General features: G+C 63.3%; 31 protein-coding genes. 8 read left to right on the plus strand and 23 right to left on the minus strand.

The genetic code is table 11. The annotated features are described in order from the left end of the window. From GYH35_RS10780 to flgB, 5 genes are all read right to left on the minus strand, one after another. Positions 1-527 (minus strand): flagellar hook-basal body complex protein (locus GYH35_RS10780; protein WP_202624226.1); only part of this gene is annotated, 527 nt, incomplete at its 3' end. After that, a complete protein-coding gene (locus GYH35_RS10785) occupies positions 527-1,714 on the minus strand; it encodes a flagellar hook protein FlgE (protein WP_161828369.1) in 1,188 nt (395 codons plus the stop codon). The genes GYH35_RS10785 and GYH35_RS10780, both read right to left, overlap by 1 nt. Before the next feature lie 21 nt (positions 1,715-1,735). After that, a complete protein-coding gene (locus tag GYH35_RS10790) occupies positions 1,736-2,389 on the minus strand; it encodes a flagellar hook capping FlgD N-terminal domain-containing protein (protein WP_161815961.1) in 654 nt (217 codons plus the stop codon). Between the two features lie 2 nt (positions 2,390-2,391). Beyond that, positions 2,392-2,814, minus strand: coding sequence for a flagellar basal body rod protein FlgC (gene flgC, locus GYH35_RS10795; protein ID WP_161815962.1), 423 nt, complete (start codon positions 2,812-2,814; stop codon positions 2,392-2,394). A 15-nt stretch (positions 2,815-2,829) separates the two neighbouring features. Continuing rightward, positions 2,830-3,195, minus strand: coding sequence for a flagellar basal body rod protein FlgB (gene flgB, locus GYH35_RS10800; RefSeq protein WP_161815963.1), 366 nt, complete (start codon positions 3,193-3,195; stop codon positions 2,830-2,832). A gap of 10 nt (positions 3,196-3,205) precedes the next feature. Here flgB and flgA point away from each other — a divergent pair, with 10 nt between their 5' ends. Beyond that, the gene (flgA, locus tag GYH35_RS10805) at positions 3,206-3,910 is read left to right on the plus strand and encodes a flagellar basal body P-ring formation chaperone FlgA (RefSeq protein WP_161828370.1); all 705 of its coding nucleotides are present in this window, start codon (positions 3,206-3,208) and stop codon (positions 3,908-3,910) included. Positions 3,911-3,913: 3 nt separating this feature from the next. On the opposite strand, the gene flgN is transcribed toward flgA, so the two are convergent. The 16 genes from flgN to GYH35_RS10885 form a co-directional block, all read right to left on the minus strand. Next, entirely contained in the window at positions 3,914-4,342 is a 429-nt protein-coding gene (gene flgN / locus GYH35_RS10810) for a flagellar export chaperone FlgN (protein WP_161815965.1), read from the minus strand. Further along, the gene (gene flgM, locus GYH35_RS10815) at positions 4,339-4,608 is read right to left on the minus strand and encodes a flagellar biosynthesis anti-sigma factor FlgM (RefSeq protein ID WP_161828371.1); all 270 of its coding nucleotides are present in this window, start codon (positions 4,606-4,608) and stop codon (positions 4,339-4,341) included. Before flgM ends, flgN begins: the two co-directional genes overlap by 4 nt. Positions 4,609-4,637: 29 nt before the next feature. Then, positions 4,638-5,627 carry an OmpA family protein gene (locus tag GYH35_RS10820; protein WP_202624227.1) on the minus strand — a complete coding sequence of 330 codons (990 nt, stop codon included), beginning with the start codon at positions 5,625-5,627 and terminating at the stop codon, positions 4,638-4,640. Continuing rightward, positions 5,611-6,540, minus strand: a complete 930-nt coding sequence (gene motA, locus GYH35_RS10825) for a flagellar motor stator protein MotA (protein WP_161815968.1) — start codon at positions 6,538-6,540, stop codon at positions 5,611-5,613. Before motA ends, GYH35_RS10820 begins: the two co-directional genes overlap by 17 nt. Positions 6,541-6,556: 16 nt before the next feature. After that, complete coding sequence (locus GYH35_RS10830) at positions 6,557-7,267, minus strand: FliA/WhiG family RNA polymerase sigma factor (protein ID WP_161815969.1); 711 nt, start codon at positions 7,265-7,267, stop codon at positions 6,557-6,559. A gap of 16 nt (positions 7,268-7,283) precedes the next feature. Next, positions 7,284-7,763, minus strand: a complete 480-nt coding sequence (locus tag GYH35_RS10835; protein ID WP_161815970.1) for a flagellar basal body-associated FliL family protein — start codon at positions 7,761-7,763, stop codon at positions 7,284-7,286. Next, on the minus strand, positions 7,760-8,866 hold the full coding sequence (locus tag GYH35_RS10840) for a flagellar hook-length control protein FliK (RefSeq protein WP_202624228.1): 1,107 nt from the start codon (positions 8,864-8,866) through the stop codon (positions 7,760-7,762). Before GYH35_RS10840 ends, GYH35_RS10835 begins: the two co-directional genes overlap by 4 nt. Then, positions 8,863-9,174 (minus strand): hypothetical protein, encoded by a 312-nt coding sequence (locus tag GYH35_RS10845; protein ID WP_161828372.1) that lies wholly within the window; start codon positions 9,172-9,174, stop codon positions 8,863-8,865. Before GYH35_RS10845 ends, GYH35_RS10840 begins: the two co-directional genes overlap by 4 nt. A gap of 4 nt (positions 9,175-9,178) precedes the next feature. Continuing rightward, on the minus strand, positions 9,179-9,568 hold the full coding sequence (fliS, locus tag GYH35_RS10850; RefSeq protein WP_161816015.1) for a flagellar export chaperone FliS: 390 nt from the start codon (positions 9,566-9,568) through the stop codon (positions 9,179-9,181). A 30-nt stretch (positions 9,569-9,598) separates the two neighbouring features. Continuing rightward, positions 9,599-10,954 carry a flagellar filament capping protein FliD gene (fliD, locus tag GYH35_RS10855; protein WP_161828373.1) on the minus strand — a complete coding sequence of 452 codons (1,356 nt, stop codon included), beginning with the start codon at positions 10,952-10,954 and terminating at the stop codon, positions 9,599-9,601. A gap of 83 nt (positions 10,955-11,037) precedes the next feature. Then, complete coding sequence (locus GYH35_RS10860; RefSeq protein ID WP_161815974.1) at positions 11,038-11,466, minus strand: flagellar FliJ family protein; 429 nt, start codon at positions 11,464-11,466, stop codon at positions 11,038-11,040. Next, complete coding sequence (gene fliI, locus GYH35_RS10865) at positions 11,463-12,773, minus strand: flagellar protein export ATPase FliI (RefSeq protein ID WP_161815975.1); 1,311 nt, start codon at positions 12,771-12,773, stop codon at positions 11,463-11,465. The genes GYH35_RS10860 and fliI overlap by 4 nt, the downstream gene beginning before the upstream one ends. After that, positions 12,770-13,468 (minus strand): flagellar assembly protein FliH, encoded by a 699-nt coding sequence (fliH, locus tag GYH35_RS10870; protein ID WP_161815976.1) that lies wholly within the window; start codon positions 13,466-13,468, stop codon positions 12,770-12,772. The genes fliI and fliH overlap by 4 nt, the downstream gene beginning before the upstream one ends. Continuing rightward, positions 13,465-14,484 (minus strand): flagellar motor switch protein FliG, encoded by a 1,020-nt coding sequence (locus GYH35_RS10875; RefSeq protein ID WP_161815977.1) that lies wholly within the window; start codon positions 14,482-14,484, stop codon positions 13,465-13,467. The genes fliH and GYH35_RS10875 overlap by 4 nt, the downstream gene beginning before the upstream one ends. Continuing rightward, a complete protein-coding gene (gene fliF, locus GYH35_RS10880; RefSeq protein ID WP_161816016.1) occupies positions 14,468-16,051 on the minus strand; it encodes a flagellar basal-body MS-ring/collar protein FliF in 1,584 nt (527 codons plus the stop codon). The genes GYH35_RS10875 and fliF overlap by 17 nt, the downstream gene beginning before the upstream one ends. 109 nt (positions 16,052-16,160) lie before the next feature. Continuing rightward, positions 16,161-16,487 (minus strand): flagellar hook-basal body complex protein FliE, encoded by a 327-nt coding sequence (locus GYH35_RS10885; protein WP_161828374.1) that lies wholly within the window; start codon positions 16,485-16,487, stop codon positions 16,161-16,163. 451 nt (positions 16,488-16,938) lie between these two features. Here GYH35_RS10885 and GYH35_RS10890 point away from each other — a divergent pair, with 451 nt between their 5' ends. The 7 genes from GYH35_RS10890 to GYH35_RS10920 are packed head-to-tail and all read left to right on the plus strand — an operon-like array spanning position 16,939 to position 23,288. Continuing rightward, positions 16,939-17,823 (plus strand): FliM/FliN family flagellar motor switch protein, encoded by an 885-nt coding sequence (locus GYH35_RS10890; protein ID WP_161828375.1) that lies wholly within the window; start codon positions 16,939-16,941, stop codon positions 17,821-17,823. Between the two features lie 20 nt (positions 17,824-17,843). Beyond that, the gene (locus tag GYH35_RS10895) at positions 17,844-18,209 is read left to right on the plus strand and encodes a FliM/FliN family flagellar motor switch protein (protein ID WP_161815980.1); all 366 of its coding nucleotides are present in this window, start codon (positions 17,844-17,846) and stop codon (positions 18,207-18,209) included. Next, the gene (gene fliP / locus GYH35_RS10900) at positions 18,206-18,982 is read left to right on the plus strand and encodes a flagellar type III secretion system pore protein FliP (RefSeq protein WP_161815981.1); all 777 of its coding nucleotides are present in this window, start codon (positions 18,206-18,208) and stop codon (positions 18,980-18,982) included. The genes GYH35_RS10895 and fliP overlap by 4 nt, the downstream gene beginning before the upstream one ends. A 16-nt stretch (positions 18,983-18,998) precedes the next feature. Next, complete coding sequence (gene fliQ, locus GYH35_RS10905; RefSeq protein WP_129649235.1) at positions 18,999-19,271, plus strand: flagellar biosynthesis protein FliQ; 273 nt, start codon at positions 18,999-19,001, stop codon at positions 19,269-19,271. Between the two features lie 11 nt (positions 19,272-19,282). Beyond that, positions 19,283-20,053, plus strand: coding sequence for a flagellar biosynthetic protein FliR (fliR, locus tag GYH35_RS10910; protein WP_161828376.1), 771 nt, complete (start codon positions 19,283-19,285; stop codon positions 20,051-20,053). A 4-nt stretch (positions 20,054-20,057) separates the two neighbouring features. Next, on the plus strand, positions 20,058-21,182 hold the full coding sequence (locus tag GYH35_RS10915) for an EscU/YscU/HrcU family type III secretion system export apparatus switch protein (protein WP_161815983.1): 1,125 nt from the start codon (positions 20,058-20,060) through the stop codon (positions 21,180-21,182). 6 nt (positions 21,183-21,188) lie between these two features. Next, on the plus strand, positions 21,189-23,288 hold the full coding sequence (locus GYH35_RS10920; protein ID WP_161815984.1) for a flagellar biosynthesis protein FlhA: 2,100 nt from the start codon (positions 21,189-21,191) through the stop codon (positions 23,286-23,288). On the opposite strand, the gene GYH35_RS10925 is transcribed toward GYH35_RS10920, so the two are convergent. Both GYH35_RS10925 and GYH35_RS10930 read right to left on the minus strand, forming a co-directional pair. Next, positions 23,269-24,513, minus strand: coding sequence for a hypothetical protein (locus GYH35_RS10925; protein WP_161815985.1), 1,245 nt, complete (start codon positions 24,511-24,513; stop codon positions 23,269-23,271). The two genes, GYH35_RS10920 and GYH35_RS10925, sit on opposite strands and share 20 nt — an antisense overlap. Before the next feature lie 123 nt (positions 24,514-24,636). After that, positions 24,637-25,212: flagellin (locus GYH35_RS10930; RefSeq protein WP_268894924.1), on the minus strand; the 576-nt coding region annotated here is incomplete at its 5' end.

Genomic DNA, 25,212 nt, shown 5'->3' on the forward strand with positions numbered 1-25,212 from the left:
AAGCCCGCGGGATTCTTCGTCACTTCGGCCGCATCCGGCTTCACCAGACGCAGGCGATCGACCTCCTGCATCTCGGTCGACCCGGGGGCCTCGATCGAAATCACACCGTCGCTCGCAATCTGCACCCGCGAGAACTGCGGCAGAACGATCGGGCCGCCATCGCCGAGGACGGCACGACCATCGAGCATCAGCTGCCCGTCCTGATCGACGACGAAGTGACCCGCGCGCGTGTACGCCTCGCCCTCGCCGAACTGAACGGCGAAATAGCCTTGACCGGAGACGGCGACATCGAGGTCCTGCCCCGTCTGGCGCAACACCCCTTCCCGCGAGGCCACCGAGTTCGCCTGCAGCTGACTCATGTGACGGGCGTCGTAACCGTAGCCCGTGTTCACCGCCTTGCTGGTCGCCAGCTCCAGGTCGGCGCGAAAGCCGCCGGTCTCGAGATTGGCGAGATTGTTGGCGTGGATCTGCTGAGCGCGCATGCTGCGCTCGGCGCCGCTCATCAATGTAAAGATCAACGCGTCCATCAGATCGCCTGCATCAGCGACTGCATCATCTCGTTCTGGGCCGCGATGACTTTGGAGTTGGCCTGATAATTACGCTGCGAGTTCATCAGCTGCACCAGCTGCGACGTCATATCGACGTTCGACTGCTCGAGCGTGCCCGGCGTCAATCCGCCGGCCATGCCGACGCCCGGCGTGGAGTACAACGGCATGCCCGACGCGCTCGAAGTCGTCCAGGCCGTGTCGCTGACCTGAATCAGCGCGCCTTCGGCCGGGAACGTCGCGACGGCAAGCGTGCCGATGCGCTGTTTCTCGCCGTTGCTGTACTGAGCCATCACGCCGCCATCTTCAGCGAGCTGCAGGCCGAGATACGTGCCGGCGGCGTAACCGTTGCTGGCGTTGGTCGTCGTGGTCGCTTCGCCCGCCGACTGCGTGGTGCCGGCGTAGCTCACATCCAGATTGAGCGCAGCCGCACCGGTGGGCGTACCGAGTGCGAGCGCCACGGTGCCGGCCGGCGCCGTGAGCTGACCGTTGGTGTTGAAATCGAGCACCGTGGTCGTCGGCACGGCCGTGCCATCGGTGGTGTAGTGGACAGTCACCTGGTTGGTGCCGGTCTTCACGAAATACTGAGTCACGCTGTGCTGAACACCCAGCGAGTCATACACGACCGACACCATCGAGCCGTTGAACGACTGCGGATCGGTCGGATCGAACGGCGCCACGGTCGGCGTGGTCCAGTCGGCTGAGAGGTTGCCGACGTAGTTCAGCGTCGTGCTGGCCTGCGCGGGAATCTGGCCGGTCGGCACTCGCAGATCGCCGAATGCACCGAGCGCCGTGCTGTTATCGAGAGCGGCATAGCCCTGCACGCGACGACCGAAGCTGTCAGAGAGATAACCTTCTTTGTCGACGGAGAAGATGCCGACGCGCGTGTAGACCTCGGCGCCTGAAGTATCGCGCGTGACGAAGAAACCGCGGCCCTGCAAGGAAGCATCGAGACTGCGGCCGGTGGTGAGCACGCCGCCGCCGATGTCGATGCTCTGGGTCAGCGACGAGGCCTCGGTGCCCATCGCCTGCGAGCCCGCATACATCGCCGCGAAGTTCGCGCGGCTGGATTTGAAACCGTACGTGCCGGCGTTGGCAATGTTGTTACTGATGGCATCCAACTCGGTGTTGATGGCGTTGATGCCGGACAGTGCAATGTTGAAGCTCATGGGCGCTCCTGAAAGTGAAACTTATTGAGGCCGGCCGTTGAAGGCCGTGATGGCGCTGGCGCCGATGCTGCCCAGGTTGCTGACCTGGAGCACCGCGCCCTCGGTCGCGGAGATGCGCACGCTCTGCAAGGTGCCCTGCACTTCGATGGCGGGCGTTTCCTTGGTCGGCGTCTCCACGCGGATGGAATACGAGCCGGGCGCAAGACCCAGCGCTTCCGGATCGATCTGGAAATCCACTGCGCCGGGCTTGTGCGTGCCAAGCTGGATACGGTGCTGCTGGCCCTCGGCATTCTCCAGCACGACGGTGACCGAAGTGCTGCTGGACTCGAGCGAGAAGCGGCCGGAAACCACGTCCTCGCCGAGCACGACTCGATCGGTCACTGCGGTCACGTTCGAGCCGACCTGAGCGCCGAGCGCCATCACCTGCATGCTCTGGAGCATCGAGGCGCTGGCATTGGTCTGCGCGACCATCTGCTGCATGGACTCGACCTGCGACAGCTGCGTCAGCTGGCTCACGAACTGGCTCGGATCGGTGGGCTCGAGCGGGTTCTGGTTCTTGATCTGCGCGATCAGCAGCTTGGTGAACAGCTGCGTCATATCGCCATTGGCCGCGATCGAGTTGGACGCGCCGGTTGCATTCGCGTTCGAATCGACGCCGTTGGTGCCGATGGTCATGATTACTCCTCACCCAGCCGCAACAGCGCCGTCTGCATGGACTTGATCCGGCTCATCACTTCGACGTTGGTCTCGAAGGCGCGCGAGGCCGCCATCATGTCGGTCATCTCGGCGACGGAATTCACATTGGGATAGAACACCACGCCCTCGGCGTTCGCGAGCGGATTGTCCGGCTCGTACGACTCGCGCACTGGCTCGGTGCTCTGAACTACATCGAGCACCTGAACCTTCGCGCCTGCCAGCGCTTCGTCGGTGGCGTTACGCTCGAACACGGCGGCGAACACCGGCTTGCGAGCGCGATACGCCTCGGCCTCCGAGCTGGCCGCGGTATCCGCATTTGCCAGATTGCTGGCGATGGTATTGAGACGCACACTCTGTGCGTTCATCGCGGAGCCCGCGATGTTGGCGATATCCCGGAATGACATGCTTTATCCCTCGCCTCAACCTTCGATTGCCTTGGCCAGACCGCGCAGCTTCATGCCGATGAAGGTCAGGGAGGTTTGGAAGTCGGAGGCATTCTGCGAGAATGCGGCCTGCTCCACGCCCAGCTCGACGGTGTTGCCGTCGACCGAGGGGTGATTGGGCACGCGATACATCGTCTCGGGCGCACCGGTATCGAGCGCGAGGCCGCCCTCTTCGCTCGCCGCCGTAGCGCGAGCCAGGCTGGCGGCGAAGTCGATGTCGCGCGCCTGATAGCCGGGCGTGCTCTCGTTCGCGAGATTCGACGCCAGGACTTTAGTGCGCTCGGCGCGCAGGCGCAGGGCGTCGGCGTGAATGCCCAGAGCTTTGTCGAAGTTGATGGCCATGATGTCTGCTATGAAACCGTTCGAAACGTCGTGCTACTCGTTACTGCTGTTGCCGCTGCTCGCATCCAGTGCTTGGTCGGCAAGCGCGCTGGAGAGCGCAGTCGAACGAGTCGCACGAGAACACCTAAATCGATACGCCGAATCCATCGGCTTGGCCGAGCCACAACTTAAGCTCAAATTGAGTACAGGGAATCTCGGTGGGTGTCCGGACGATGCGCGCATAGAAACAATCGACGTCAGACAACCGTCACGCATGCGCTTCGCGGCGATATGCAGTGGCGAGAAGCGCACGGTCGTGGTGCGAGCAACCATTGCTGCCGACGTGGTCGTTTTCGCGCACGACCAAAAAGCGGGCGTGCCCATCGATGCATCGGCGTTGAAACGCGAGCATCGCGATGTGACGGCCACGCCCGGCGCTGTCGCCGACATCGACGATGTCGCCGGCAAAACCAGTCGACGCGCCATGCGCGCCGGGCAACTCGCCGATCGCCGCTGGTTGAATGAGAGCGTGCTGGTGAAGCGCAACTCGAAAGTCACCATCGTCGCGCGCAATGCCGGCGTCGAAGTGCACGTAGCCGCGGAAGCCATGCAATCGGGCAAGCGCGGCGAAGTCATTTCCGTCAAGAATTCGACGAACGGCGCCGTGATACGAGCGCGTGTGATCGGGCCCGACGTGGTCGAGCCGCTCGATATTTCTTCGGAAGGGACTCGATAGTCTTCAGGCCGGCGCATACGTTCCGCCGGCGTCCGTCTGCAGCACTCGCTGCAGGATCTCGTGCTGATTCATCAGCAGGTCGCAGTTGCGCTGATTCAGGCGCTTGCACTCTTGAACCAGCTTCTCGAGCGCCTGCCACCATTCGTCGAACGCCGGACGCGCGTTGGCGGGCAATCGCGCGGATACTGCGGCAATTGTCACGTTGCCCTGCTTGCCAGCGAGCACCTTGGCGAGCGCGACACGCTCGAGCCGACGCTTCTCCAACTGCGCAGTCAGCGCCGAGATGCGATCGGCGACGTCGGTGATCACAGCCGAGCGATGTTTGAGCGCAGCTTCGAACTGCGCATCCAGCAGCTCGCGCAGCGTGCCATAGTCGCCGAGATCGGCGTGCACGCCTTTGATCAGACGGCCGAGCGCCTCGCGCGCGGTCATCTGCCGCTCCGGTGATAACGCTCGATCAGGGCCGCGAGCTTGGTTGGATTGAACGGCAGCTCACCGCGCTCCAATGCCGCCTTCAGTGCCGAGACCTTCTCCTGATCGATGTCGGGCATCTCGTTCATCGCAGCCATCGCGGGCTGCAACACGCTCGATTGCAGCTTCGATGTCGCGCTTGGCGCAGTCGTCGCGGGTGTGCGGATTTCAGCGGCTGGGGCAATGCCCGCGACCGGCGTGGCGGCGGAGCCCGGAACAACCTTCATGTTGGATCCTCGAGACTTGGTACGCATGACTACATGTCCCTGTTGTGCAGCTGGCCACGCAGCTCTTCCAGAGCGGCGCTGTCGGGCAGGCTGGTGCTCACGTCATCGCCGAGCAGCGGCATGGTGTCCGTGGGCGAACCGAACATCTGCGCGATGCTGTGCGCCTGGCCGCGAGTGAGAATGAGCAGTTCGATACGACGGTTTTCCGATGCCGCCGTGTTGTCAGGATTGATCGGCGCGGTGTCGGCCTGGCCAACCACCTGCAGAACGCTCTTGGTCGGCATGCCGCCCGCGAGCAAATAGCTGCGCGCAGCCATCGCGCGCTCGCTCGACAACGTCCAGTTCGAGAACGCGGTGTAGCTCCGGTCGGCGTACTGCAACGAGTCGGTGTGACCGACGATCAGCAGCTGATTGTCGATCAGCTTGAACACCGGGCCGAGCTTCTTCAGCAAGCGACGGAAGCGCTCGTTCGGCGACGAGCTGCCGACCTGGAACATGCCCTGCTTGTCCGTATCGTGCATCAGCACGCGCAGGCCATACGGAGTGATGATCGTGCGAATGTTGCTCGACAGACCGACTTCCGCACCGAGCGCCTTGAGCACCTCGGAGAGTTCGAGCATGTCGGCATGCGATTCATAGTGAGCCTTCGACAGGCGCAAGCCCTCACCCGGGCCGGCCGGTTCGCTCTCGCCAGTGTTGGCGGCGCGCTTGGACAGCGTATCGCCATCGCTCGGCAACGGATTGCGATCGATCAGACTGCCGCGCGGCCCACCCATCGACATGGACATGCGGCCGCGACCTTCGTCGACCAGCGTGCCACCGGCCGCTTTCAACAGATCTTCCATGTGTTCGGCCTGGCGCGAGGCCATCAGCCACATCACCAGGAACAGCGACAGCAACGCCAGGCAGAAGTCCGCGAACGCGACTTTCCAAGCCGCGCCGCCGTGCCCCTCGTCGCCATGACCGCGCGAGACACGCTTGACGATGGTCTGCTGACCTTTATCAAGCTTGTTGAGCACGTAAGTCTCCCTTGCGACGCCGCGGCGTGGCCGGCTCTTCGGCGTCTTCGTCGCCATTGTTCAGCTTGTCGATCCAGCCTTCCAGACGCGCGAAGCTCGGCTTGGTATTCAACTGCACCAGGCGACGGCCCGCGTCGATTGCAAGCAACGGCGGCTTGCCGGCCACGTGAGTGATGAGCACGACCTTGACCGAGTCGAGCGCCTGGCGCTCGTCGTCGACCAGCTGACGCATACGGTTGGAAATCGGATCGAGCACGCCGTAGCACATGAAGATGCCGATGAACGTGCCGACCATCGCGGCCGCTACGGCCACCGCAACTTCACCCGTGTCGGCGCCACTGGCGACCGACTTCATCGCCATCACGATGCCGAGCACCGCGGCCAGAATGCCGAAGCCGGGCATGGCGTCGCCGACCTTGCTCAGCGACTTCGCCGGCTGCGCCATTTCTTCGTGAATCGCTTCGATCTCCTGCTCCAGCACGCCTTCCAGCTCATGCGCGCTGATCTTGCCCATGGCCATCAGACGGAAGTTGTCGACGATGAAGTGCAGCAGCTTCGGCTCGTGCAGGATCATCGGATAGCGCTTGAACAGCTCGCTCTCGTGCGGCGCTTCGACGTGCGCATCGAGCGCCTTCAGACCGCCCGCGGCCGTCTGCAGCAGTTCGTACATGAGCAGCAGCAACTGGCGCTGGAACTCCTGACCGTCCTTGCGACGGCCCAGCACTTCCTTCACCTGCAGCCACATCTCGCTCAACACATGCCGCGGGTTGCCGAGGATGATCGTGCCGGCGCCGGCGCCAATGATGATGACCAGCTCCACCGGCTGCCAGATGACGCCCAGGTCGCCACCGTGCAGCATGAAGCCGCCGAACACACACAGCAGAATGGTGGCAATGCCAACTAGCGATTGCATCGATATATCCTCGCTGCTACTGCAGCAGCTCCCGTAACTTCTTCAACGCCAGCTTGTTGATCTGGCACACCCTCGCCTCGGTCAGGTCCAACACGCGGGCAATCTCTTTCAAACTCAAGTCGAACTCGTAATACAGCTGCACGACGCGCTGCTCGCGATCGTTCAAACGACGCAGCGCCTGCTCGATGCTGCGTTGGAGCAGCAGATGCGACTCCGGCGAATGCCGGCGGTCGCCCGACTGCTCGGTGAGCTGCTGTAACAACTCGTCGAAATTCGCCAACTGCTCGGCGCTCTGCGCCAGCTGATATTCCTGGTATTGCTCGACCGTCAGCCCCAGCGCCTGCTGCGTTTCGGCGGCCGTCGGCTCACGGCCCAGCTTTCTCGCCAGCTCACGGACGCCATCGCGCATCTTGTGCGTTTCCTGACGCACGGTGCGCGGCCGCCAGTCCTGCCGGCGCAGCTCATCGAGAATCGCCCCCCGCACACGCACCGACGCATAAGCGGCGAACTTCTCATCGGGCGTGCCGTAGCGACGCAACGCGTCCAGCAGCCCCATCAAACCGATCTGCTGCAAGTCCTCGCGATCGACGCCGCCGCCGGTCTGCAGCTCCAGCTGCTTGACCACTCGCTTCACCAGCGGCGCGAAGCTCACCAGCAAACGCTGCTCGTCGGCGGCGCTCAACGGCGCGGCGACGAACTCATCTGCTATTGCGTATCCAGCTTGCATCGTTGACTTCAAACAACTATTCGACAATGAGCTTGCCGATCATCACATCCACGAACGGACGCTCGGCGCGGTCCTTCGCGTAGCGGTCCGCGAAAGCCTTGTTCATCTGCGCCGTCAGCTCTTCCACGGTCATCTTGCCGGCGCGATCCATGGTTAGCGTCGACAGCTCTTTGACGGCGACACTACGCAGCAGCGGCAGCTGTTCCCGCGCGATCTTTTCCTCTTCCTCGGGCGTCTTGAACACCAGATCGAGCGCGAGGTAATGCGGCGCCGGCTCGCCTTCCATCCCCCGCAACATGACGATCACTTTCTCCAGACTCACGTATTTGAAGACGCGATCGTCGATCTCGGGCTCTTCCTCTTGCGGCACGGAGGCAGCGTCGGCCGTCGCGATGGCGGCCCCACCTTTCATGAACCACCAGGTCGCACCGGCGCCGAGGCCCAGCGCCAGCACCGTCACTCCCAGCAGCGCGGCTACGATCTTCCCGAAACTCATGCGCCACGCTCCTCATCCACCGCGAGCGTGAATGTCTTGGCTGACTCTTCGTTCGATTCCGACAGCGCGCGGCCCGGGGCTTCGCGCTGTGCTTGAGACTGGCGCTGTCCCTGCTGCTGGCTGGCGTGCTGCTCGCGCGAGCTATCCGAAACATGTACGGACACATCGCCGTTCTGACGATGAATCAGATCCTGTCGCAGCGAGTCGCCGATGCCGTGCAGCTGTCGGGCCACTTCGGCGTTACTGGCGCGCAGATGCACCTGGATGTTGCCGGCTTCGCGCTGAATCACGATTTCGATCGTGCCCATGGAGGGCGGATCCAGGCGAATGACGGCGTGCTCGCTGCGCTGAGTGATCTGCAACTGCAACCGGTCGCCCAACGCGACCTCCAAGGCCGAGCGCTGCGTGGTCAGCGACTGTGCGGGCTGCTGTGCAGAGACCGGCGCCAACACGCCAGGCTGCTGGTTGAACCCTTCAACGAGCGCCTGAGCCAATCCGGCGTTGGTCAACGACGCGAGCTGCGTTACAGGAAGCGTCGACTGACTTTCGGTGAGCGTTGTGCCTTTGGTCGCCAGCGAGAACGCCGGCGTATTGATCGTAAGCGCGCCCAGCGCCGATGTTTCCGGAACAGCGGCCAGGACATTCAACAATGTTTGCTCGCGCGGACCGGCCGCCTGCGTCGGCTGCGACACCGGCGCGACCGGCAGCTGACTCTGCAACTGCGGCTGACGCGCAAAGTTCGTCGAACGCTGCGCGTACTCGAGCGGCACGGTCACCGGCTGAGTGAAAGTAATCAGGCTGGGGAATGTCGCGAGCGTGTCGGTCGTCGCCGCGTCTTCCGTTGTCTCTTCCGATTGCTCGACAAGTGCCTCATCGAAGTTCGGCTGATCTGCTACGCGCGGAGCGAGATTCAACGTCGCGAGTGCATCGGCAGCCAACGACTGACGCAGCTGTTCGCCGAAGCGAATCGGCGTCACCGGCAGCAGCGCAGGCATCTGCACGCCAGGCGCCTGACCGACCGGCAACAGCGGCAACCCAGGTTGTGCACCCGTAACAGGAGCATCAGTGCTGACCAGGGCGGCGCCGAATGCAATACCGGTCATGGCCGTTCCTCGGCAACTTCGCCATTCATCGCATAAGCCAGCCAGCCGGTCTTGTGCTCGCGCATCTGACCGAGTCGCGTCTGCATGGCCTGCGTTTCGGAGACGCAGCGTTCGCGCGCCTGCTCATGGGCTCGCTGTACGGCGGCGAGCGCCATCATTTCCTGCTGCGACCACTGGCCCCACTCGGTGCGGCGGGTCAACAGCTCGGCGAGCTGCCGATCGACGCTCTCTAGCAGCGTCCAGTCGCCGCGCTGGGAAGCGCTCAGCAGGTTGCGAGCAATGCTCATGAGTTGTGCGTATCGATCCATGGCATCAACCCAGGCGCTGCTGCATGCCCTGCCAGCCACGACGCAGCGTCGTCAGCAGACCGGACACTTCGTCGATGATGGCCGGATCGAGACTGACGCCGGCGCGATACAAGCGCTCGGCGCAATAGTCATAGAGCCGGCTCAGATTCTCGGACACTTCACCGCCCTTCTCGATGTCCAGCGCGCTCGACAGGCCGTTCAGCATGTCGACGCAACGGTCGAGGCTGCGAGCCTTCAACTCGTAACGGCGCGCTTCGATGTGCGCGCGGGCACGGACCAGCTCCTCGAGCAGGCCGTCGGTCAACAGCAGCACCAGCTTCACTGGCGAGGCATGCGCCACCTGCGCACCCAGGTTGACGTTGTGATAGCTGCGGTAGGCTTCGTGATTCACGATCTGATTTGCTCCTTGGAGGTCGCGCCAGTCTTATGAGCCCATGCTCACTTGCGCGAACAAGCCCGACGTATGCTCCATCTGCGCCTGCAAGGTCGCCAGTTGCGTGAACTGCTGCAGGTAGCGCTGGTAGTAGCTGTCGTATTGGGCATCGAGGCGCGTCTGACGCGCCGAAAGATTCTTTTGCTGGATCTGGATGCTGTTCTGGCGACTGGCGATCTGGCCGCTGCCGCTGGTGAGCCACTGATCCAGATACTTGCTCATGCCGCCCAACAAACCGGTGGGCGCGGAAACGCTGGCGCTGCCGAACACCTTGTCGAGCGCGGCCGGATCGGCCAGCAGCGCTTTTTCCAGGCGATCCTTGTCCAGCGACAACTGGCCGTTGCGATCGCCCTTCACGCCCAGCTGCGTCAGGCTCACGCCGTCGTATTCAGCGCGCAGCAGGCTGTTGAGCTTGCTGCTCAAGGCGCGAATACCCGCATCGGAGGCGAACACGCCGCCGGTGGAGTTCTCGCCGCCGGCTTTGGTGAGCGAGTCGAGGGCGGTACGCAGCGTGTTGTAGGCTTTGACGAATTCTTCGACCTTGCCCGCCGTACCGGCGGCATCGTCACTGACGGTCAAGGTCAGCGGCGCTTCGGTCGCTGTCATGGCGCGCGTGAACGTGAGGCTCACGCCTTCGATGCTGGTGAACGTGTTCGACGCCTGCTGCATACGGACGCCGCCCTGCCCGCCGAGCCACACCACCGCATCCTGAGCGGCCGTGAGCTCGCGCGAATTGTTGAACGCATCCTGCAGCGCGCCTGCCGGCAGACCGCTGGCATCGATGGTGATTTCGCCGCCTTCGCCCGTCTTGCTCGAGCTCAGCAGCAGCTGCGTCTGGCCGCCGCTGGTGACCACCGACGCAACCACCTTGCCCTGATTGTCGTTGGCCTGGTTGATGGCGCGTGCGATCTCGGATTGCGAGATCGTGCCGTCGGAATCGGAGTCCGCGGCCACCAGGTTCACATTGAACGAGCTGCCGTCTTGCAGCTGCACGGTGATCGGTCCGCCCAGCGCCACAGGCACGGCGGGCAGATCCTCGAACACGAGCTGGTGCGCCGTCGCGAGCTGCTCGACGTGGAACTGATAGCTGCCGGCCTGCGCCTTCGACGTCGTGGTCGCGGTGGCGATGCCAGCGGTGTTGAAGGCAGCAGTAAACTGCTTCAAGCCTTTGCTGGAAGAGAGCGACGACAAGGCGCTATCGAACGCACTCAACGCCGAGCGCAGCGTGTTGAGCGCGGTCGACTCCTTCTGCGCATTCTGCGTCTGGGTCGTGATCTGCGTCTGCAGCGGCTGCGTGTACGCGGTTGCCAGCTGCGTCGCTGTGGTAACTGGATCGAGTGTAGCCATCGTCGTCTTCCTCGGAGCGGAGTCCTGCAGTCGTCAATAGGCGACAGGAACCGCGAGGAAATTAAATTCGTCGTTGAAAATAATTACTTGTTGCGCCACCAGACCTGCGACGCCAGCTCGTCCTGATGTTTCTGCTCCTTCACCTTTGTGACGTGACGCACAGTCGAGTGCTCACGCTGCAGGACCTGGTCCAGGGCTTCGTGACGGCGAGCCGCGTCGACCAACTCGCGTTGTGACAAGGCGAGCTGCGACTCGTGCAATGTCAAATCCAAGCGGTGAGTAGCAGCCATTCTCAGCATCGCCTGTTTGTAACCGGCACGATTCATGGCGAGCACCGGCGATCCCCCGATGGGGCCGCTGCTGTGAGCCAGCTTTTCCAGCGTCGAAAGATTGCGCAGAAAGCGCTCGCGCGTCGCACGCTTCTCCGCGACATCGGCGCTGAGGCGATCGACCTTGCGACTTTGCAGGTCGACCAGGCGACCCAGGGAGCGCAACCGCTGACGTTCGCTCATGCCATCAAACCTTCGAGTGCTGCGATGGTCTGCGTCAGCGGCGCCGCTTCACGCGTGCCCTGATGCAGGAATGCTTCGATCTTCGGATACAGCTCGACCGCTTTGTCGGTCGCTGGATCGGCGCCAGGCACATACGCGCCGAGCGGCAACAAATCGCGGACCTGCGCGTGCTTTGCAACCATCGCGAGCAGCGAACGCGCGGCGCGTTGATGCTGATGAGTCGCCACCAGCGCCATGCAACGGCTGATCGATTGTGAAATATCGATGGCCGGGTAATGACCGCGCTCGGCGAGCTGACGAGTCAGCACGATGTGGCCATCGAGAATGGCGCGCGCGGTATCGACGACCGGATCTTGCTGGTCGTCGCCTTCCGCGAGCACGGTGTAGATCGCGCTCATGCTGCCCTCCTCGCGCTCGCCGTTGCCGGCGGTTTCGACCAGTTGCGGGAGCAGACTGAAAACCGATGGAGGGTAGCCACGAGTAGCCGGAGGTTCACCCAAGGCAAGGGCGACTTCACGACGCGCCATCGCATAGCGGGTCAACGAATCGACCAGTAACAGAACGTCTTTGCCCTGATCGCGAAAGTGCGCCGCGATCGAATGACACAACTCGGTCGCGCGCAGTCGCATGAGCGGCGATTCATCGGCTGGAGCGACCACGACAATCGCGCGCTTCATGCCGGCTTCGCCGAGCGAAAGATCGATGAACTCGCGCACCTCGCGGCCGCGCTCGCCGATCAAGCCGACGACGACGATATCCGCCACAGTCTGTCGGGTGATCAAGCCGAGCAGCACGCTTTTGCCAACGCCGCTGCCGGCCATCAAGCCGACCCGCTGTCCCTTGCCAAGGGTCAGAATGCCGTTGATGGCGCGCACACCCACATCGAGCGCGTCCTTCACCGGTTTCTTCTTGAGCGGATTCACTCGCGGCGGCTGCATGTCGAGCACATGCTCGCCGCCCAAGCGGCCGCGACTGTCGACGGGCTCTCCCAAGCCGTTGACGATGCGACCCAACCACGACGGCCCGATGCGCAGAACATCGCGGTCGGTCTGCGGCAGCACGCGTGCGCCGGTAGCGAGGCCTTCCGGTCGTTTGAAGGGCATCAAATAAGAAACATCTTCGCGGAAGCCCACGACCTGCGCGTCGATCCAGTCGCCGTTGCCCGTTTCGACGCTGCAGCGCTGGCCCGTGCTCAGCGGGCAGCCGCGGCTTTCCAGCAGCAGCCCGGATGCGCCGACGAGCCGGCCGGTCGGTGTCGCGATCGGCACCGACTCCAACTCGAGGTTGCGTAAGGCGGCGCCGATCATGCGGCCACCTGCTCATCCTGGTGCGGCAACAGCTGCTCTTCGATCTGCTCCATGCACGCGGCCAGGCGCTGGCTGCAGCCCGCGTCCGCTTCGCGATTGCCCGCTTTCACGCGGCATTCGCCCGGCTCGAGTTTGTCGTCCGCCCACAGGTTCCAACGTTCGGCCTGCGTGGGCTCGAGCTCGATGATACGTTCGAGGTCTTCGGGATTCAGATAGACCACGACTTCGTTGTCGGCGACGCGCGGCATGGTCGAGAGCGCCTCATCGACCAGCGCGAGCAGCTGTGTGGGCGCCATCTGGATTTCTTTGCGGATCACCTGCCGGGCCACTTTCGCCACCAGCTCGATGACTTCCTTGCGCATGGCCGTCTGATAGTCGGCCTGCATCTGTTTCAACGCTTCGACGATCTCGTTGACGGGACCGGCCAGCCGCTCGAAACGTGCCAGCGCTTCTTGCTTGCCTGCTTCCAGGCCCTGCTGCCTGCCCTCTTCGCGACCTTCGCCACGACCGGTGTCCATGCCACTGCGCATGCCGGCTTCATGACCTTCGCGGTAACCGCGCTCCATGCCACGCTGATAACCATCGTGCATGGCCGATGTGACTTGCGACGGGACGGCGCCGGGCCCGGCCCAGGCGTTCGGGTCCGCCAGCTGCGCGAGCGCAGTGAACCGATGCGAGCGCCAGACGCGGCTCATTCCAACACCGCCTCTGCGAACAGCTGCACTTCGATCTCACCGGCATCGGCGAGCGCTTTGACCTGCGCCATGATTTCGTTGCGCGCCTGCTCGACCCGGCTGCGCGACAACGGACCGCTGCGACGCATGGTTTCTTCGAAGCTTTGCGCCTGACGACGCGGCATCGCCCTGATGATGGAGTCGCGCACGGCGGGCTCGGCGCCCTTGAGCGCGATGGCCCACTGTTCGACCGGCACATCTTCCATGATTCGCAGCAGCGTCGGTTCGGTCTGGCGCGACAGAATGAAGAAGTCGTACATGCTGCGCTCGATCTCGGCGACCACTTCGGCATCGTGACTGCGCAGCACTTCGACCATCTTGGCGCGGTTGTCCGGCAAGCGATTGAGGATCTCGGCGACCTGGCGGACACCGGCGACGCTCGTGCTCTGCAAGCCGAGGCTCGCCAGACAACGCTCGACCAATTCATCCAACTCGACCAGCAACTCGTGATCGACTTCGTTCAAGCGCGCGAGATTCACCAGCACCAGATCGCGCGTGCCGGCCGGCAGCGCGCCGATGACCTGTCCCGCAAGTGCGGGCGGCAGGAAGGCGAGGAACACCGTCTGCATGCGCACGTGTTCCAGACTGATGCGCTCGGCAAGCCACTTCGGCGAGGCCCACTGCAGCCGCGCAAGCTTCGGGCGGATGGCGTCGCCGTAAATGCTGTTCAAGACGCTGTCGGCGATATCGGAGCCGAGCGCCAGATCCAGCGAGCGCTTCAGGTAGGAACGAGACGCACCGTGCACGCCGCTTTGCTGGCGGTACTCATCGAAGAAACGTTGCAGCGAGGTCTTCACCGCTTCGACTTTGATGCCGCTGATGCGCGACATCACTTGCGTCACTTCGAGCAGCTCTTCGCGCGACAGGCAGCGAAGCACGGCCGCGGCCGGCTCTTCGCCCATGCTCAACAACACGATGGCGGCCTGCTCCAACGGCGAAGCGGCCACTTGAGCGACTGCATTACTCGCGTCGGACATTCTTCTGCACCCACTGCTTCACGACTTCAGCGACACGCTCCGGCTCCTTGGCCGCCAGCGCGCGCAAATGATCGACCATCACATCGACCGGCGAGCCCGGCGGCGGCAGGTCGTAATCTTCCAGGAGCGGACCGACCGGGATCGGTCCCTTGTTGACGTTCGCGGCCGGCAGAGCCGGCGCCGCAGTGGCGCTCGCAGCCGCAGCTGCTGGCACCGGCGTCGCTTCGATCTGCTGCACCGTCGGCGCCGGCAACTCCAAGCGCTGCTTGGCCATGCGCAGTAGCGGTCGAGCGATGAGCAGATAAGCGAACAAAGCCGCCAAGGCGTACGCAACGTACGCACCGATATCCATCACGCGATCGGGCTGCTGCCACCACACCGGCGCAGCGGCTGGCTTCGGGAAGCCCAGCGAAGAAACAACCAAGCTGTCGCCGCGGGCAGTGTCGATACCAAGACCGCTGCGGAGGATCTTGTCGATGTTCGCCAGCTGCGGCTCCGTCCATGCGGTGCCGCTCGGCGCGGCCGCATCGTTGAGCACGACAGCAACGCTCAGTTTCTTCAGGCGGCCACGGCTGCGCTGAATCTGAGTGACGCTCCGGTCGTACGCGAACTGCCGGGTCGCGGCGTTGCGCTGTGTGCTGCTCTCCTGACCGTCCTGCGCATTCGCGCCGACATCGACAGGCCGGTTGCTGAGCGAGCCCGGCACGCCGAGCGCCAGCGGATCCGTATCCTGCTCGGCACGCGTCGATTCACTGGTGACTTTGGGCGTGTCGCCATACTGCTCGAGCGTTTCCTGCACCTTGTCGTTATCGACATCGGCGGTGACGCTGAGCTTGAAGTTGTCGCCGCCAACGATCGGCGCGAGCAGATTCTCGGCGCTGCGCAGCGTCTCATCGCGATAATGACCGGCCGCGTCGTTGACCTGCGTCGCCTCGAAGCCTTCGCTGAGATCGACCCGAGCCGACAACAGATTGCCCGACTGATCCACGAGCGTGACGTTGGCGGGATCGAGCCCGGTGGTGCTGCTCGCGACCATCTTCACGATGGCGGCGATCTGCTCGTTGGACAGCTTGCGGCCCGGCTTCAGGCCGAGCACGACCGATGCCGAGCTCGGCTCGGCGGTATTGACGACGAACGACGACGACTTCGCGATCGCGATATGCACGCGCGCCGAATCGACGGCGTCGATGGTCATGATGCTCTGGGAGAGCTCGCCTTCCAGACCGCGGCGGAAGCGCACGTCCTGCACGAACTGGCTGACGCCGAGCGGATCGCTGCGATCCATGAGCTCGAGGCCAGCCGGCAATTGCGCAACCACACCCTTCGACGCGAGCAGCATGCGCACTTCACCGAGCCGCTCGGACGGCACGAGCACCTGGCCGGTGTCGGGATGAATGCGATACGGAATGCCGGCGCCATCGAGCACCGTCATCATGTCGGCGGCTGCGACCTTCTCGCGCGCACCGAACAGGGGCTTATAAGATGACTGGTCGCGCCAGGCGAACATCAACACCACGGCGGTGATGACGGTCGCCAGCAATACCAGCGGCATCAGGCCGCGCAACATCGCGGACCATTCGATTGGAGTGCTCGCGTTGCCGTCAGGCGCGCTCGCAGCCCCACTACGCGGCCAGAATCTGGCCACGGTTGCTTTCAACGTATTGGTCACGGGAGCCTTACAACGGCAGCTTGATCAGATCTTCCATGGCGCCGACGATCTTGTTTCGGGCCTGCATCAGCATGGAAAACGACAGACTCGCTTGTTGGCTGGCCAGCATCGCGCCGACCAGGTCGTCGCTGCGACCGGCATCGACTGCCGCCATTTTTTCGCCGGCGGCGCGATCCAGTGCATCGACATTGTGCACGGCTCGCTCGAAGAACGAACCGAAGCCAGCGACGGGTTGAAATTGATCGTCGGCTGCAGCGGGCAGTGGCGCCGCTTGCCGCAGAGATGCCGCGTCATCGGCGATGCGCGATTGCACTGCTTCTATCGCTGCAGCCATGGGGCTTTGTGAAAACTGCGTTACGGGCATCGCTTGATCCTTTCGTCGTCGTGGTCGCTCAAGATCGCCGCAGTGCGTTGAGCCATCCGTAGCATCGACGCCGTCTTCATCCGAGTTAAGCGCGCGTCCGCCCTTCTGCTACACGACGCACACTTTCCCGAGCAAATTCAGCGCATCCGAGCGCGCATGTTTACGACCAACCCTGAGCCATGGGATCAGACCAAACATGAGCGCGTCACACAGCGCGCAAATCGCAGACACTATTGCGCCTGCAACGGGCGATTAGCGGCCAGACTGTCTCCGGCATTAAATCGGCGCGGCCGTCTCGTGACGTGAATCACAAGAGCCCACCGCTTAGTGGTTTGCCTACTAAAGAATTTCGCACGCGCACGCGATAACCGCCTCGATTCATTTTTTTCCTGACGACGACGAAGAGGTGGACGTGGCCGCGATGACGAGTAAACAGCCAAACGTCCGCGCGCATACAGTCATCGACCCGCGCACCATGGGTCGTCCGGTTCACTTGCTCGGCGGCTTCGCGAATCAATTGCGCGACGATTTCGCCGATTTCCTGCGAGCACGAATCAATCGTCGCTACAAAGCGAGCTTCCAGATCGATGCAATCTCCTTCGTCGCGGCTCCGGCGGACTCGCAACGCTGGTTGAGCTACGGCGTGGATGACGGACGTATTCACTTTGCAATCGAGCGGCCGTTGCTGTTGTGCCTGCTGCGTTATCGCTATGGATCGGTGATGCCCGAAACCAGTGCAGCGACTGACAGCGTCGCGCCGCCGTCCGCTGCAACGATCGATGAGCCCGAGACTGCGACCGAAGAGCGGCTCGGCACCATGTTGGGTCAACAACTGATCGAGCTCGCCGTGCGCCGGATCGAATCCGTGCAACGCGCACCGGTCGAGACGCCTGCTCCAGTCACGTTCGCCGAAGCCAGCTTGCAAGGCGCGAGCGACGGCGAGTGGCTGCTGCGACTCACGCTCAGCGAAACCCGCTGCAACGTCGGCGGGGATTTGCTGCTGAAGATTTCCGCGGTCTGGATGAATCGCCTGTTACAGGCGCTGGCGCCAAACCGAGAGCGCTCGAGACAAAAACAGATGACGGCCACGAAGCCGTTTCCAGCCCGCCTGCAGCTGACTTTGCAGGCTCGGTTGCTGGAGAAGGAAGTGTCGCTGGGGACACTGCTCGATCTACGACTGGGGGACGTTTTGCCGATCAGCGTGGGAGATGCCGATGTGTTGATCGGCGACTCGCGCCTCTTTACCGCCAGCGTCGCCGAACACCACGGCAAGCTGTGTCTCACTACGTTAGCCGATGTAGATTGAATCCTAGGATTGAAAATACCGTGAATACCGCATCGAATCCTGCCGACGACAATTTGCTGGCTGACCTCGAAGATGTGCTCGAAGACGAAGGCGTCGCAGCCGCTCCGGCCGCGCCTGCGCCGGCCAAGCGCAACTTCGCCGCCATGATGCGCCGGATCCCGGTGACGCTGACGCTCGAGGTCGGCTCCGCGAAGCTGTCCCTGCAGGATCTGGCCGAAATCGAGCGCAGCAGCGTCATCGAACTGGACACGCTCGCCGGCGAGCCGCTGATCATCAAGGTCAACGGCACCGCGATCGGCCGCGCCGAAGTGGTCGTCAGCGGCGAGAATTACGGCCTCAAAGTGGTCGAGCTCAGCGATCTGAATCTGGATTCGCTCGCGTCATGATCTACCCGCAAGCGCAGGCCCTCCTGCGCTGGAAGTGGCCGCGCCTGATCGCAGCGGCCGCGCTGCTGCTCGGCCTGTGTTCGGCGGTGGGCGCGGCGCCGATCGAGATCATCGGCACCAGCGACACCGGCAACACCACCGAGTTCACGGTCAAGACGCAAGTCCTGATCATCATGACGCTGCTTGGGCTGCTGCCCATTCTGGCGCTGATGATGACGTGCTTCACGCGCTTCGTGATCATCCTGGCGTTGCTGCGTCAGGCGCTCGGTCTGCAGCAAGGTCTGCCGAACCGGATCGTCACCGGCGTCGCGCTGATCCTGACGCTGCTGGTGATGCGCCCGGTCGGCGAGCAGATCTACACCGAAGCGCTGGTGCCGTTCGACAACGAGCAGATCACCTTTCAACAGGCGCTCAAGAACGCCGAGGCGCCGTTGTCGCGCTTCATGCTGGCGCAGACTCATAAAGGTGCGCTGACGCAGATGGCGCAGCTCGCCGGCGAAGCTCATATCACCGATCCGACGCAGCATGGCTTCCTGGTGAAACTGTCGGCGTTCGTGCTCAGCGAGCTCAAGACCGCGTTCCAGATCGGCTGCATGCTGTTCGTGCCGTTCCTGATCATCGACCTGGTCGTGTCCTCGGTGCTCATGGCCATGGGCATGATGATGCTCTCGCCGCTGGTCATCTCGCTGCCGTTGAAGCTGCTGCTGTTCGTGCTGGTGGATGGCTGGACGCTGACGGTGCAGACGCTGGTCGGCAGTATTCAGGCCTATTAGCGAGACGGACCCGCAGATGAATGCCGATATCGCCGCCGATCTGGTCAGCTCCGCGCTGCGCTTGACGATGCTGCTGGTTTGCGTGCTGGTCGTGCCCGGCATGCTGGTCGGCCTGGTCATCGGCTTGTTCCAGGCCGCGACCCAGATCAACGAACAGACGCTGAGCTTCCTGCCTCGCTTGCTGGTGACGCTGCTGGCCGTCGCCTTGACCGGTCACTGGATGGCGGCGCAACTGATGGACTTCTGCGTCGCCGTGTTCAGAGGCGCGGCGCAGCTGGCTGGCGGCTGAGACAAGCTGCCATGGAAGCGGTGCTCCTTCAGCAACTTCCCAATCTGCTGAGCGCAGTGTGGTGGCCGTTCTGCCGCGTGCTCGGCATGCTCAACGCGGCGCCCATCATCGGCGAGAACATGGTGCCGATTACCGTGCGCGTGCTGCTTTCAGTCGTGCTCGCGGTGATCTTCATTCCCGTCGCTCAGCCGGTGACACCGATCGATCCGCTGTCGTTGCAGGCGCTGGTCATGACGGCGAATCAGGCGCTGATCGGCTTCGGGCTCGGCCTCGCCTTTCATCTGACGATGGCGGTGATGCAGATGCTGGGCTTCGTGGTGTCGTCGCAGATGGGCTTGTCGATGGCCGTCATGAACGATCCCATGACCGGCACCTCCTCCGACGTGATCGCAACGCTCATTTATCTGCTGTGCGTGATGGTGTTCTTCGCCATCGACGGCCATCTGGTGCTCGCGCAGGTCATCGGCGCCAGCTTCCACACCTGGCCGGTGGGTGGGCCGCTGGACATCGACACCTTGCGTGATGTCGCCTACAACGTCGCCTGGGTTTTCTCGGCCGCGTTGCTGCTCGCCATCCCGATCGTGTTCTCCACTCTGGTCGTGCAAATGGGCTTCGGCCTGTTGAACCGGATCGCGCCGGCACTGAACCTGTACTCACTGGGCTTCTCGGCCATCATCATCTTCGGGCTGTTCATGCTGGGTTACCTGGCGCGAGTGGTGCCCGGCCACTATTTGCGACTGACGCAGCAGGTGCTCGAGCTGTTGCGCCTGAAGACCGGGTGACGCCATGGCCGAACCCTCGCAAGACGATAAAAGTGAAAAGGCATCAGCCCAAAAGCTCCGCAAATCCCGCGAGCAGGGCCAGGTTGCGCGCTCGCGCGACTGGACCACGGCGATCGGCATCTTCCTGTGCCTGCAGCTGACGGTTTTCCTGATGCCGGGTTACTTGGAGGACTTCCGCGATCTGTTCGCGCGCAGTTTCGTGCCGATGCCCCAGCCCGGCGATCTGGAGAATGCGAACTCGACGCTGTTCTCCGCCAGCATCGTGCTGCTATTCAAGATGCTGGCGCCGCTGTTGATCCTGCCGTTGCTGATCGCCATCGGCTCGCTGTTTCCGGGCGGCTTCGTGATGAGCTTGACGCCGCTGAAGCCACGCTTCGACAAGCTCAATCCCCTCTCCTACTTCAAGCGCATGTTCGCGCAGCGCCATTTGCTGGAGACGCTGGCCTCGATGCTCAAGGCCACGGTGCTGATCGCAACCTTGTATTGGATCACCCGCGGCAGCGTCACCGATTATTTGCAGTTGCAGACGCTCTCTCTGCCCGATGCGATCAAGGGCGGTGCGGATCTGATGCTCGGCGGTGTCATGGCGCTGTGCGCCGTGTTCATCATCTTCGCCATCATCGACCTGCCCGTTCAGACCTTCGTTTTCATGCGCGAGCAACGCATGACCAAGCGCGAGGTCAAGGAAGAGCACAAGACTCAGGAGGGCCGGCCGGAAATCAAGCAGCGCATTCGCCAGATCCAGCAAAAGATGTCGCGCGGCGCGGTTCGCAAGGCCGTGCCGACCGCGGATGTGGTGATCGTGAACCCAGAGCACTACGCCGTCGCCGTGAAGTACGACGAGAAGCGTGCGCAAGCGCCATTCGTCATCGCCAAGGGCGTCGATGAGATGGCGCTGTTCATCAAGGCTGTGGCCATCGAGCACGACGTCGAAGTCGTGACGCTGCCGCCGCTGGCGCGCGCCATTTACAACACCAGCCAGGTGAATCAGCAGATTCCGGCGGCGTTGTACGAAGCCGTCGCCAGCGTGCTGGCGTATGTGCTGCAGATCCAGGCATTCCGCAAGGGCCGCCGCAATGTGTTGCCGGCGTTGCCCAGCGATCTTTCATTTCCACGTTTCGAGGGGTAGCCGGACATGAGCGCCGCTCCTGATAGTTTCCTGAGTCGCACCGTTCGCTCGCTCCGCCAGCATCGCGCGGCGGTGCCGGTGTTCCTGATGGCGCTGCTGGCAATGATCATCTTGCCGCTGCCGCCGGTGCTGCTGGACGTGTTGTTCACGTTCAACATCGTGCTGGCGCTGATCGTGGTGCTGGTGAGCGTCACGAGCCGGCGGCCGCTGGACTTCAGCATCTTCCCGACCATCATCCTGGCCACTACGTTGATGCGACTGGCGCTCAACGTCGCCTCGACGCGCGTCGTGCTGCTGCATGGTCATGAAGGCACGCATGCGGCCGGTAGCGTCATCGAGGCGTTCGGTCATGTAGTGATCGGCGGCAACTTCGTCGTCGGCCTGGTGGTGTTCATCATTCTGATGATCATCAACTTCGCTGTCGTCACCAAGGGCGCCGAGCGCATCTCCGAAGTGTCGGCGCGCTTCACCCTCGACGCGTTGCCCGGCAAGCAGATGGCCATCGACGCGGATTTGAACGCCGGGCTGATCAATCAGGAGAAGGCTCAGCAGCGTCGCCGCGAAGTCGCGATGGAAGCGGACTTCTATGGCGCAATGGACGGTGCGTCGAAGTTCGTGCGCGGCGACGCCATCGCCGGCATCCTGATCCTGTTGATCAACATGGTCGGCGGCGTACTGATCGGCTCCATCATGCACGGCCTGTCGTTCGGCGAGGCGTTCAAGCTGTACGCCCTGCTCACCATCGGCGACGGCCTGGTCGCGCAGATTCCGGCGCTGCTGCTGTCGGCCGCCGCGGCCATCATCGTCACGCGCATCAGCGACTCGGGTGATTTCGAGCAGCAGGTCGGTTCGCAGATGCTCGCGTCGCCGAGCGTGCTGTGGGGCGCGTCCGCAATGATGCTGGTGCTGGGTTTGATCCCCGGCATGCCGTGGCTGACGTTCCTTGCATTCGCAGCCGTGCTGGCGTTTGCCGCCTGGCGCATGACCAAGCATGCCGCCGAAGCCCCCGATGCAAATGCGGCGACCGAAGCGGCGATCATTGCGCAGCCGGCGCCGGAACTGGATTGGCGCAGCCTGCCGTTCGTCGAGCCGCTCTCGGTCAGCGTGGGCTACAAGCTCGTGAGTCTGATCGATCGCGGCCAAGGCGCACCGCTCGATGGCCGGCTCAAAGGCATCCGTCAACAGATGAGCGAGTCGATGGGTCTGTTATTGCCGCCGATTGGCGTGCGCGACGATCTCACTCTGCCGCCGACTCAATATTCCGTCCTGTTGAATGGCAGCGTGATCGCCGAAGCCGAGATACAGTCGGACAAGCTGATGGCGATCGCGTCGGCGCAGGTCTACGGCGCTATCGACGGCATTCCCGGCGTCGAGCCCGCCTATGGCATGCCCGTCATCTGGATCTCTCCCTCCGAGCGCGCCAATGCACTGGGCCTGGGCTATCAAGTCGTCGATGGCGCCAGTGTGATTGCGACTCACGTTTCCAAGCTGGTGCGCGAGCATCTGTCGGAGCTGATTCGTCACGAAGACGTGCCCGCCCTGCTCGAACGTCTGGGGGCGATGTCGCCGAAGCTGTCGGCGGCGGTCGAGAAGGCGCTCACTCACAGCCAGCTGTTGAAAGTGTTCCGGCTGCTGCTGGCGGAGAACGTGTCGTTGAAGGACATCGTGCCCATCGCGACCACGTTGCTGGAAAGCTCGGAGACGACCAAGGATCCCATCCTGCTCGCCGCCGAGGTCCGCTGTGCCCTGCGCCGGCAGATCGTGAGCTCGATCCTCGGCAAGTCGCCGCAAATGCGGGCGTTCAACCTCACCGGCGAGCTCGAAAACATGCTGCTCGGCTCGCTCAATCAAGCGACGCAATCGGGCAAGGTCGCGCTGGACAACTACCCGGTCGATCCGAATCTGCTGTCGCAACTGCAGACCAACATGCCGGTGATGCGCGAGCAGATGAAGCAGCAAGGGGTGCCGCCGCTGTTGCTCGTGATGCCGCAGATTCGCCCGCTGCTCGCACGCTACGCCCGGTTGTTTGCTCCTGGGCTAGCGGTGCTTTCGTATAACGAGATTCCGGAGCATCGGGACATCAGCATCATCGGGTCGCTGGGCTAACGTCTGCTCGCGGCCGCAGCTGCAGGATCACGATCGCCGCTTCGGCCGCCGCTCGAAACAATGCCGCCGACGGCAGCTCGACGTCGAGATGCGGCGGCAGCATGCTCGATGAGTTTTCGTTCACGACGCTGAGCACAGCGTTGCCCTGCGTAACCTGGGCTCGTCGTAATCGCAGACCGGCACGACTCAGTGCCGAAGCGACGCTCGGCAGCGCCTGCTGAATCGCGAGCAGGCTTGGACGCTGCTCGCAGGCCACGACCAATTCCACATCGTCGTCCGAGGATTGAACGTGCAGCACGATGCCGCCCAACGTCGGTGGCGACAGCCCGAGCTGCAACGCCAACGGCAAACCGCGACGTGCCGGCTTGCGACGCGCTCGATCGATCGCAACGACCAGACGTAACATCAACTGCATTCCGGCCCAGGCGTAGACCGGCAATATCCATCGCTCATTGCCGGCGGGATTGGCCATGAACGCCGGCTCACGGAACAACGCACCTGTACCCGCACGCGCCCCCGGCGAATCGACGCCTGCGAGATCCTGTGCGCGTGGCCAAGGCTCCGTCGCCGGACGAGTCCACTGCTCGCCGGTTGAAGATTTCCAGGGTTCTCCTGCCGGACGGGCTCCGGGCTCTCCTCTCGACCGCGTCCACTGCTCTCCGGGCGGAGGTGTCCACTGTTCTCCTGCCGCGCGGCCTCGCTGCTCGCCTGTCGGCGGCGCCCATTGTTCCCCAGGTGGACGGGTCCACTGTTCTCCTGCGAGACGTGACCAGGGTTCTCCGGGCTGGCGAGTCCAATGCTCTTGCGCAAGCGCGCGCCACGCAGTGGCCAGCGCTGCTGGATCGGGCAGCTGCCACGCGATCTGTTTCAGCACGGCCTGATCCAATTGCATCGCTCTGAATTGAGTCAGCGGCGGTGAGGAGTTGCCGTTGGAGGCATTCGAACTGGGCGCCTCGCGGAAGCCCAGCTCCAGGTGCGGCTCGGTCGCCAGGACCTGCATCAATAACGTATCGCCGGGCCGCATGGCCCCGCTCAGTCGGTTCAATCCCACCAGGCGCAGCTCCGTGCCATTGGCCATGGTCACGAGCAGATCGTCGCCGGCGGCATCGGCCAGCGTCAGCAGCAGAGTTTCACCGGGTGTCGGCAGCGGCTTGCGCTCGCTGCTGCGTTGTTGTTGTATCACTCGCGGTTGAACAATCGCGGCGACTCTTTCCACCACTGCCATATCGTCCCCAGATAGGCGCGCCTACAAAGGAGCCAACCGTTCGCACGGTTGGCTCCTCCCATTCAGGAATCAACCAGTTTCAATGAGTGCCGCGGGTCCTTTGGACCCGCGGCGTGCTCACTGTTACTGCATCAGAGACATCACCAGCTGCGACAGGCTGCTGCTCTGCTTGAGGGCCGACGTACCCGCCTGCAACAGCAACTGCTTGCTGGTCGAGTTCGACGTTTCCAGGGCGTAGTCCACGTCCATGATGCGACCCTTGGAAGCGGTCGTGTTCTGGATCATGTTGCCGAGGTTGTTGTACACGTGGTCGAGGCGGTTCGAAGCAGCACCCAGCTTCGCGCGCACTGTGCCGACCGCCGCGATGGCGTCGTTGATGTCCGTGATGATGGTGTTGCCGTCCGTCAGCTCGGTGCCGGTGGCTGGAGCGGCCAGAGCGTAGTTCGCGCTCACCGCATCCAGGGCAGTCGACAGAGCCTCCAGGTCGGTTTCACCGTCGACCACCATCGTCTCGTTCTCACTGGCGCCGATCTGGAACGTGATGCCGCCCGCCGTGCCCAGCAAACCGGCAGCCGCGCCCGCGGCCGGCACAGCCGTGCCGTCGGCGCTGAACAGCGTCGAACCGCCGAACGAGGTGCTCTTGATGATATTTGCGATTTCAGAACCCAGCGCGTCGTATTCGGCCTGCAGCGCTTCCAC

Origin of the sequence: Steroidobacter agaridevorans (genome assembly GCF_009932555.1) — a bacterium.
Classification (GTDB): Bacteria; Pseudomonadota; Gammaproteobacteria; order Steroidobacterales; family Steroidobacteraceae; genus Steroidobacter; species Steroidobacter agaridevorans.

Bases quoted from the DNA above. Each gene is read 5' to 3' on its own strand.
- GYH35_RS10875 (WP_161815977.1), bottom strand. From the start codon at position 14,484: ATGTCCGACGCGAGTAATGCAGTCGCTCAAGTGGCCGCTTCGCCGTTG.
- fliR (WP_161828376.1), top strand. From the start codon at position 19,283: ATGGAAGCGGTGCTCCTTCAGCAACTTCCCAATCTGCTGAGCGCAGTG.
- GYH35_RS10920 (WP_161815984.1), top strand. From the start codon at position 21,189: ATGAGCGCCGCTCCTGATAGTTTCCTGAGTCGCACCGTTCGCTCGCTC.
- fliI (WP_161815975.1), bottom strand. From the start codon at position 12,773: ATGATCGGCGCCGCCTTACGCAACCTCGAGTTGGAGTCGGTGCCGATC.
- GYH35_RS10830 (WP_161815969.1), bottom strand. From the start codon at position 7,267: ATGCAAGCTGGATACGCAATAGCAGATGAGTTCGTCGCCGCGCCGTTG.
- GYH35_RS10845 (WP_161828372.1), bottom strand. From the start codon at position 9,174: ATGGATCGATACGCACAACTCATGAGCATTGCTCGCAACCTGCTGAGC.
- fliQ (WP_129649235.1), top strand. From the start codon at position 18,999: ATGAATGCCGATATCGCCGCCGATCTGGTCAGCTCCGCGCTGCGCTTG.
- fliP (WP_161815981.1), top strand. From the start codon at position 18,206: ATGATCTACCCGCAAGCGCAGGCCCTCCTGCGCTGGAAGTGGCCGCGC.
- GYH35_RS10925 (WP_161815985.1), bottom strand. From the start codon at position 24,513: ATGGCAGTGGTGGAAAGAGTCGCCGCGATTGTTCAACCGCGAGTGATA.
- flgC (WP_161815962.1), bottom strand. From the start codon at position 2,814: ATGTCATTCCGGGATATCGCCAACATCGCGGGCTCCGCGATGAACGCA.
- fliF (WP_161816016.1), bottom strand. From the start codon at position 16,051: ATGTTGCGCGGCCTGATGCCGCTGGTATTGCTGGCGACCGTCATCACC.
- flgN (WP_161815965.1), bottom strand. From the start codon at position 4,342: ATGACCGCGCGCGAGGCGCTCGGCCGTCTGATCAAAGGCGTGCACGCC.
- GYH35_RS10785 (WP_161828369.1), bottom strand. From the start codon at position 1,714: ATGAGCTTCAACATTGCACTGTCCGGCATCAACGCCATCAACACCGAG.
- motA (WP_161815968.1), bottom strand. From the start codon at position 6,540: ATGCAATCGCTAGTTGGCATTGCCACCATTCTGCTGTGTGTGTTCGGC.
- GYH35_RS10790 (WP_161815961.1), bottom strand. From the start codon at position 2,389: ATGACCATCGGCACCAACGGCGTCGATTCGAACGCGAATGCAACCGGC.
- fliH (WP_161815976.1), bottom strand. From the start codon at position 13,468: ATGAGCCGCGTCTGGCGCTCGCATCGGTTCACTGCGCTCGCGCAGCTG.
- flgB (WP_161815963.1), bottom strand. From the start codon at position 3,195: ATGGCCATCAACTTCGACAAAGCTCTGGGCATTCACGCCGACGCCCTG.
- GYH35_RS10840 (WP_202624228.1), bottom strand. From the start codon at position 8,866: ATGACCGGTATTGCATTCGGCGCCGCCCTGGTCAGCACTGATGCTCCT.
- GYH35_RS10835 (WP_161815970.1), bottom strand. From the start codon at position 7,763: ATGAGTTTCGGGAAGATCGTAGCCGCGCTGCTGGGAGTGACGGTGCTG.
- flgM (WP_161828371.1), bottom strand. From the start codon at position 4,608: ATGAAGGTTGTTCCGGGCTCCGCCGCCACGCCGGTCGCGGGCATTGCC.
- GYH35_RS10890 (WP_161828375.1), top strand. From the start codon at position 16,939: ATGACGAGTAAACAGCCAAACGTCCGCGCGCATACAGTCATCGACCCG.
- GYH35_RS10860 (WP_161815974.1), bottom strand. From the start codon at position 11,466: ATGAGCGAACGTCAGCGGTTGCGCTCCCTGGGTCGCCTGGTCGACCTG.
- flgA (WP_161828370.1), top strand. From the start codon at position 3,206: ATGAAACCGTTCGAAACGTCGTGCTACTCGTTACTGCTGTTGCCGCTG.
- GYH35_RS10915 (WP_161815983.1), top strand. From the start codon at position 20,058: ATGGCCGAACCCTCGCAAGACGATAAAAGTGAAAAGGCATCAGCCCAA.
- fliD (WP_161828373.1), bottom strand. From the start codon at position 10,954: ATGGCTACACTCGATCCAGTTACCACAGCGACGCAGCTGGCAACCGCG.
- GYH35_RS10885 (WP_161828374.1), bottom strand. From the start codon at position 16,487: ATGGCTGCAGCGATAGAAGCAGTGCAATCGCGCATCGCCGATGACGCG.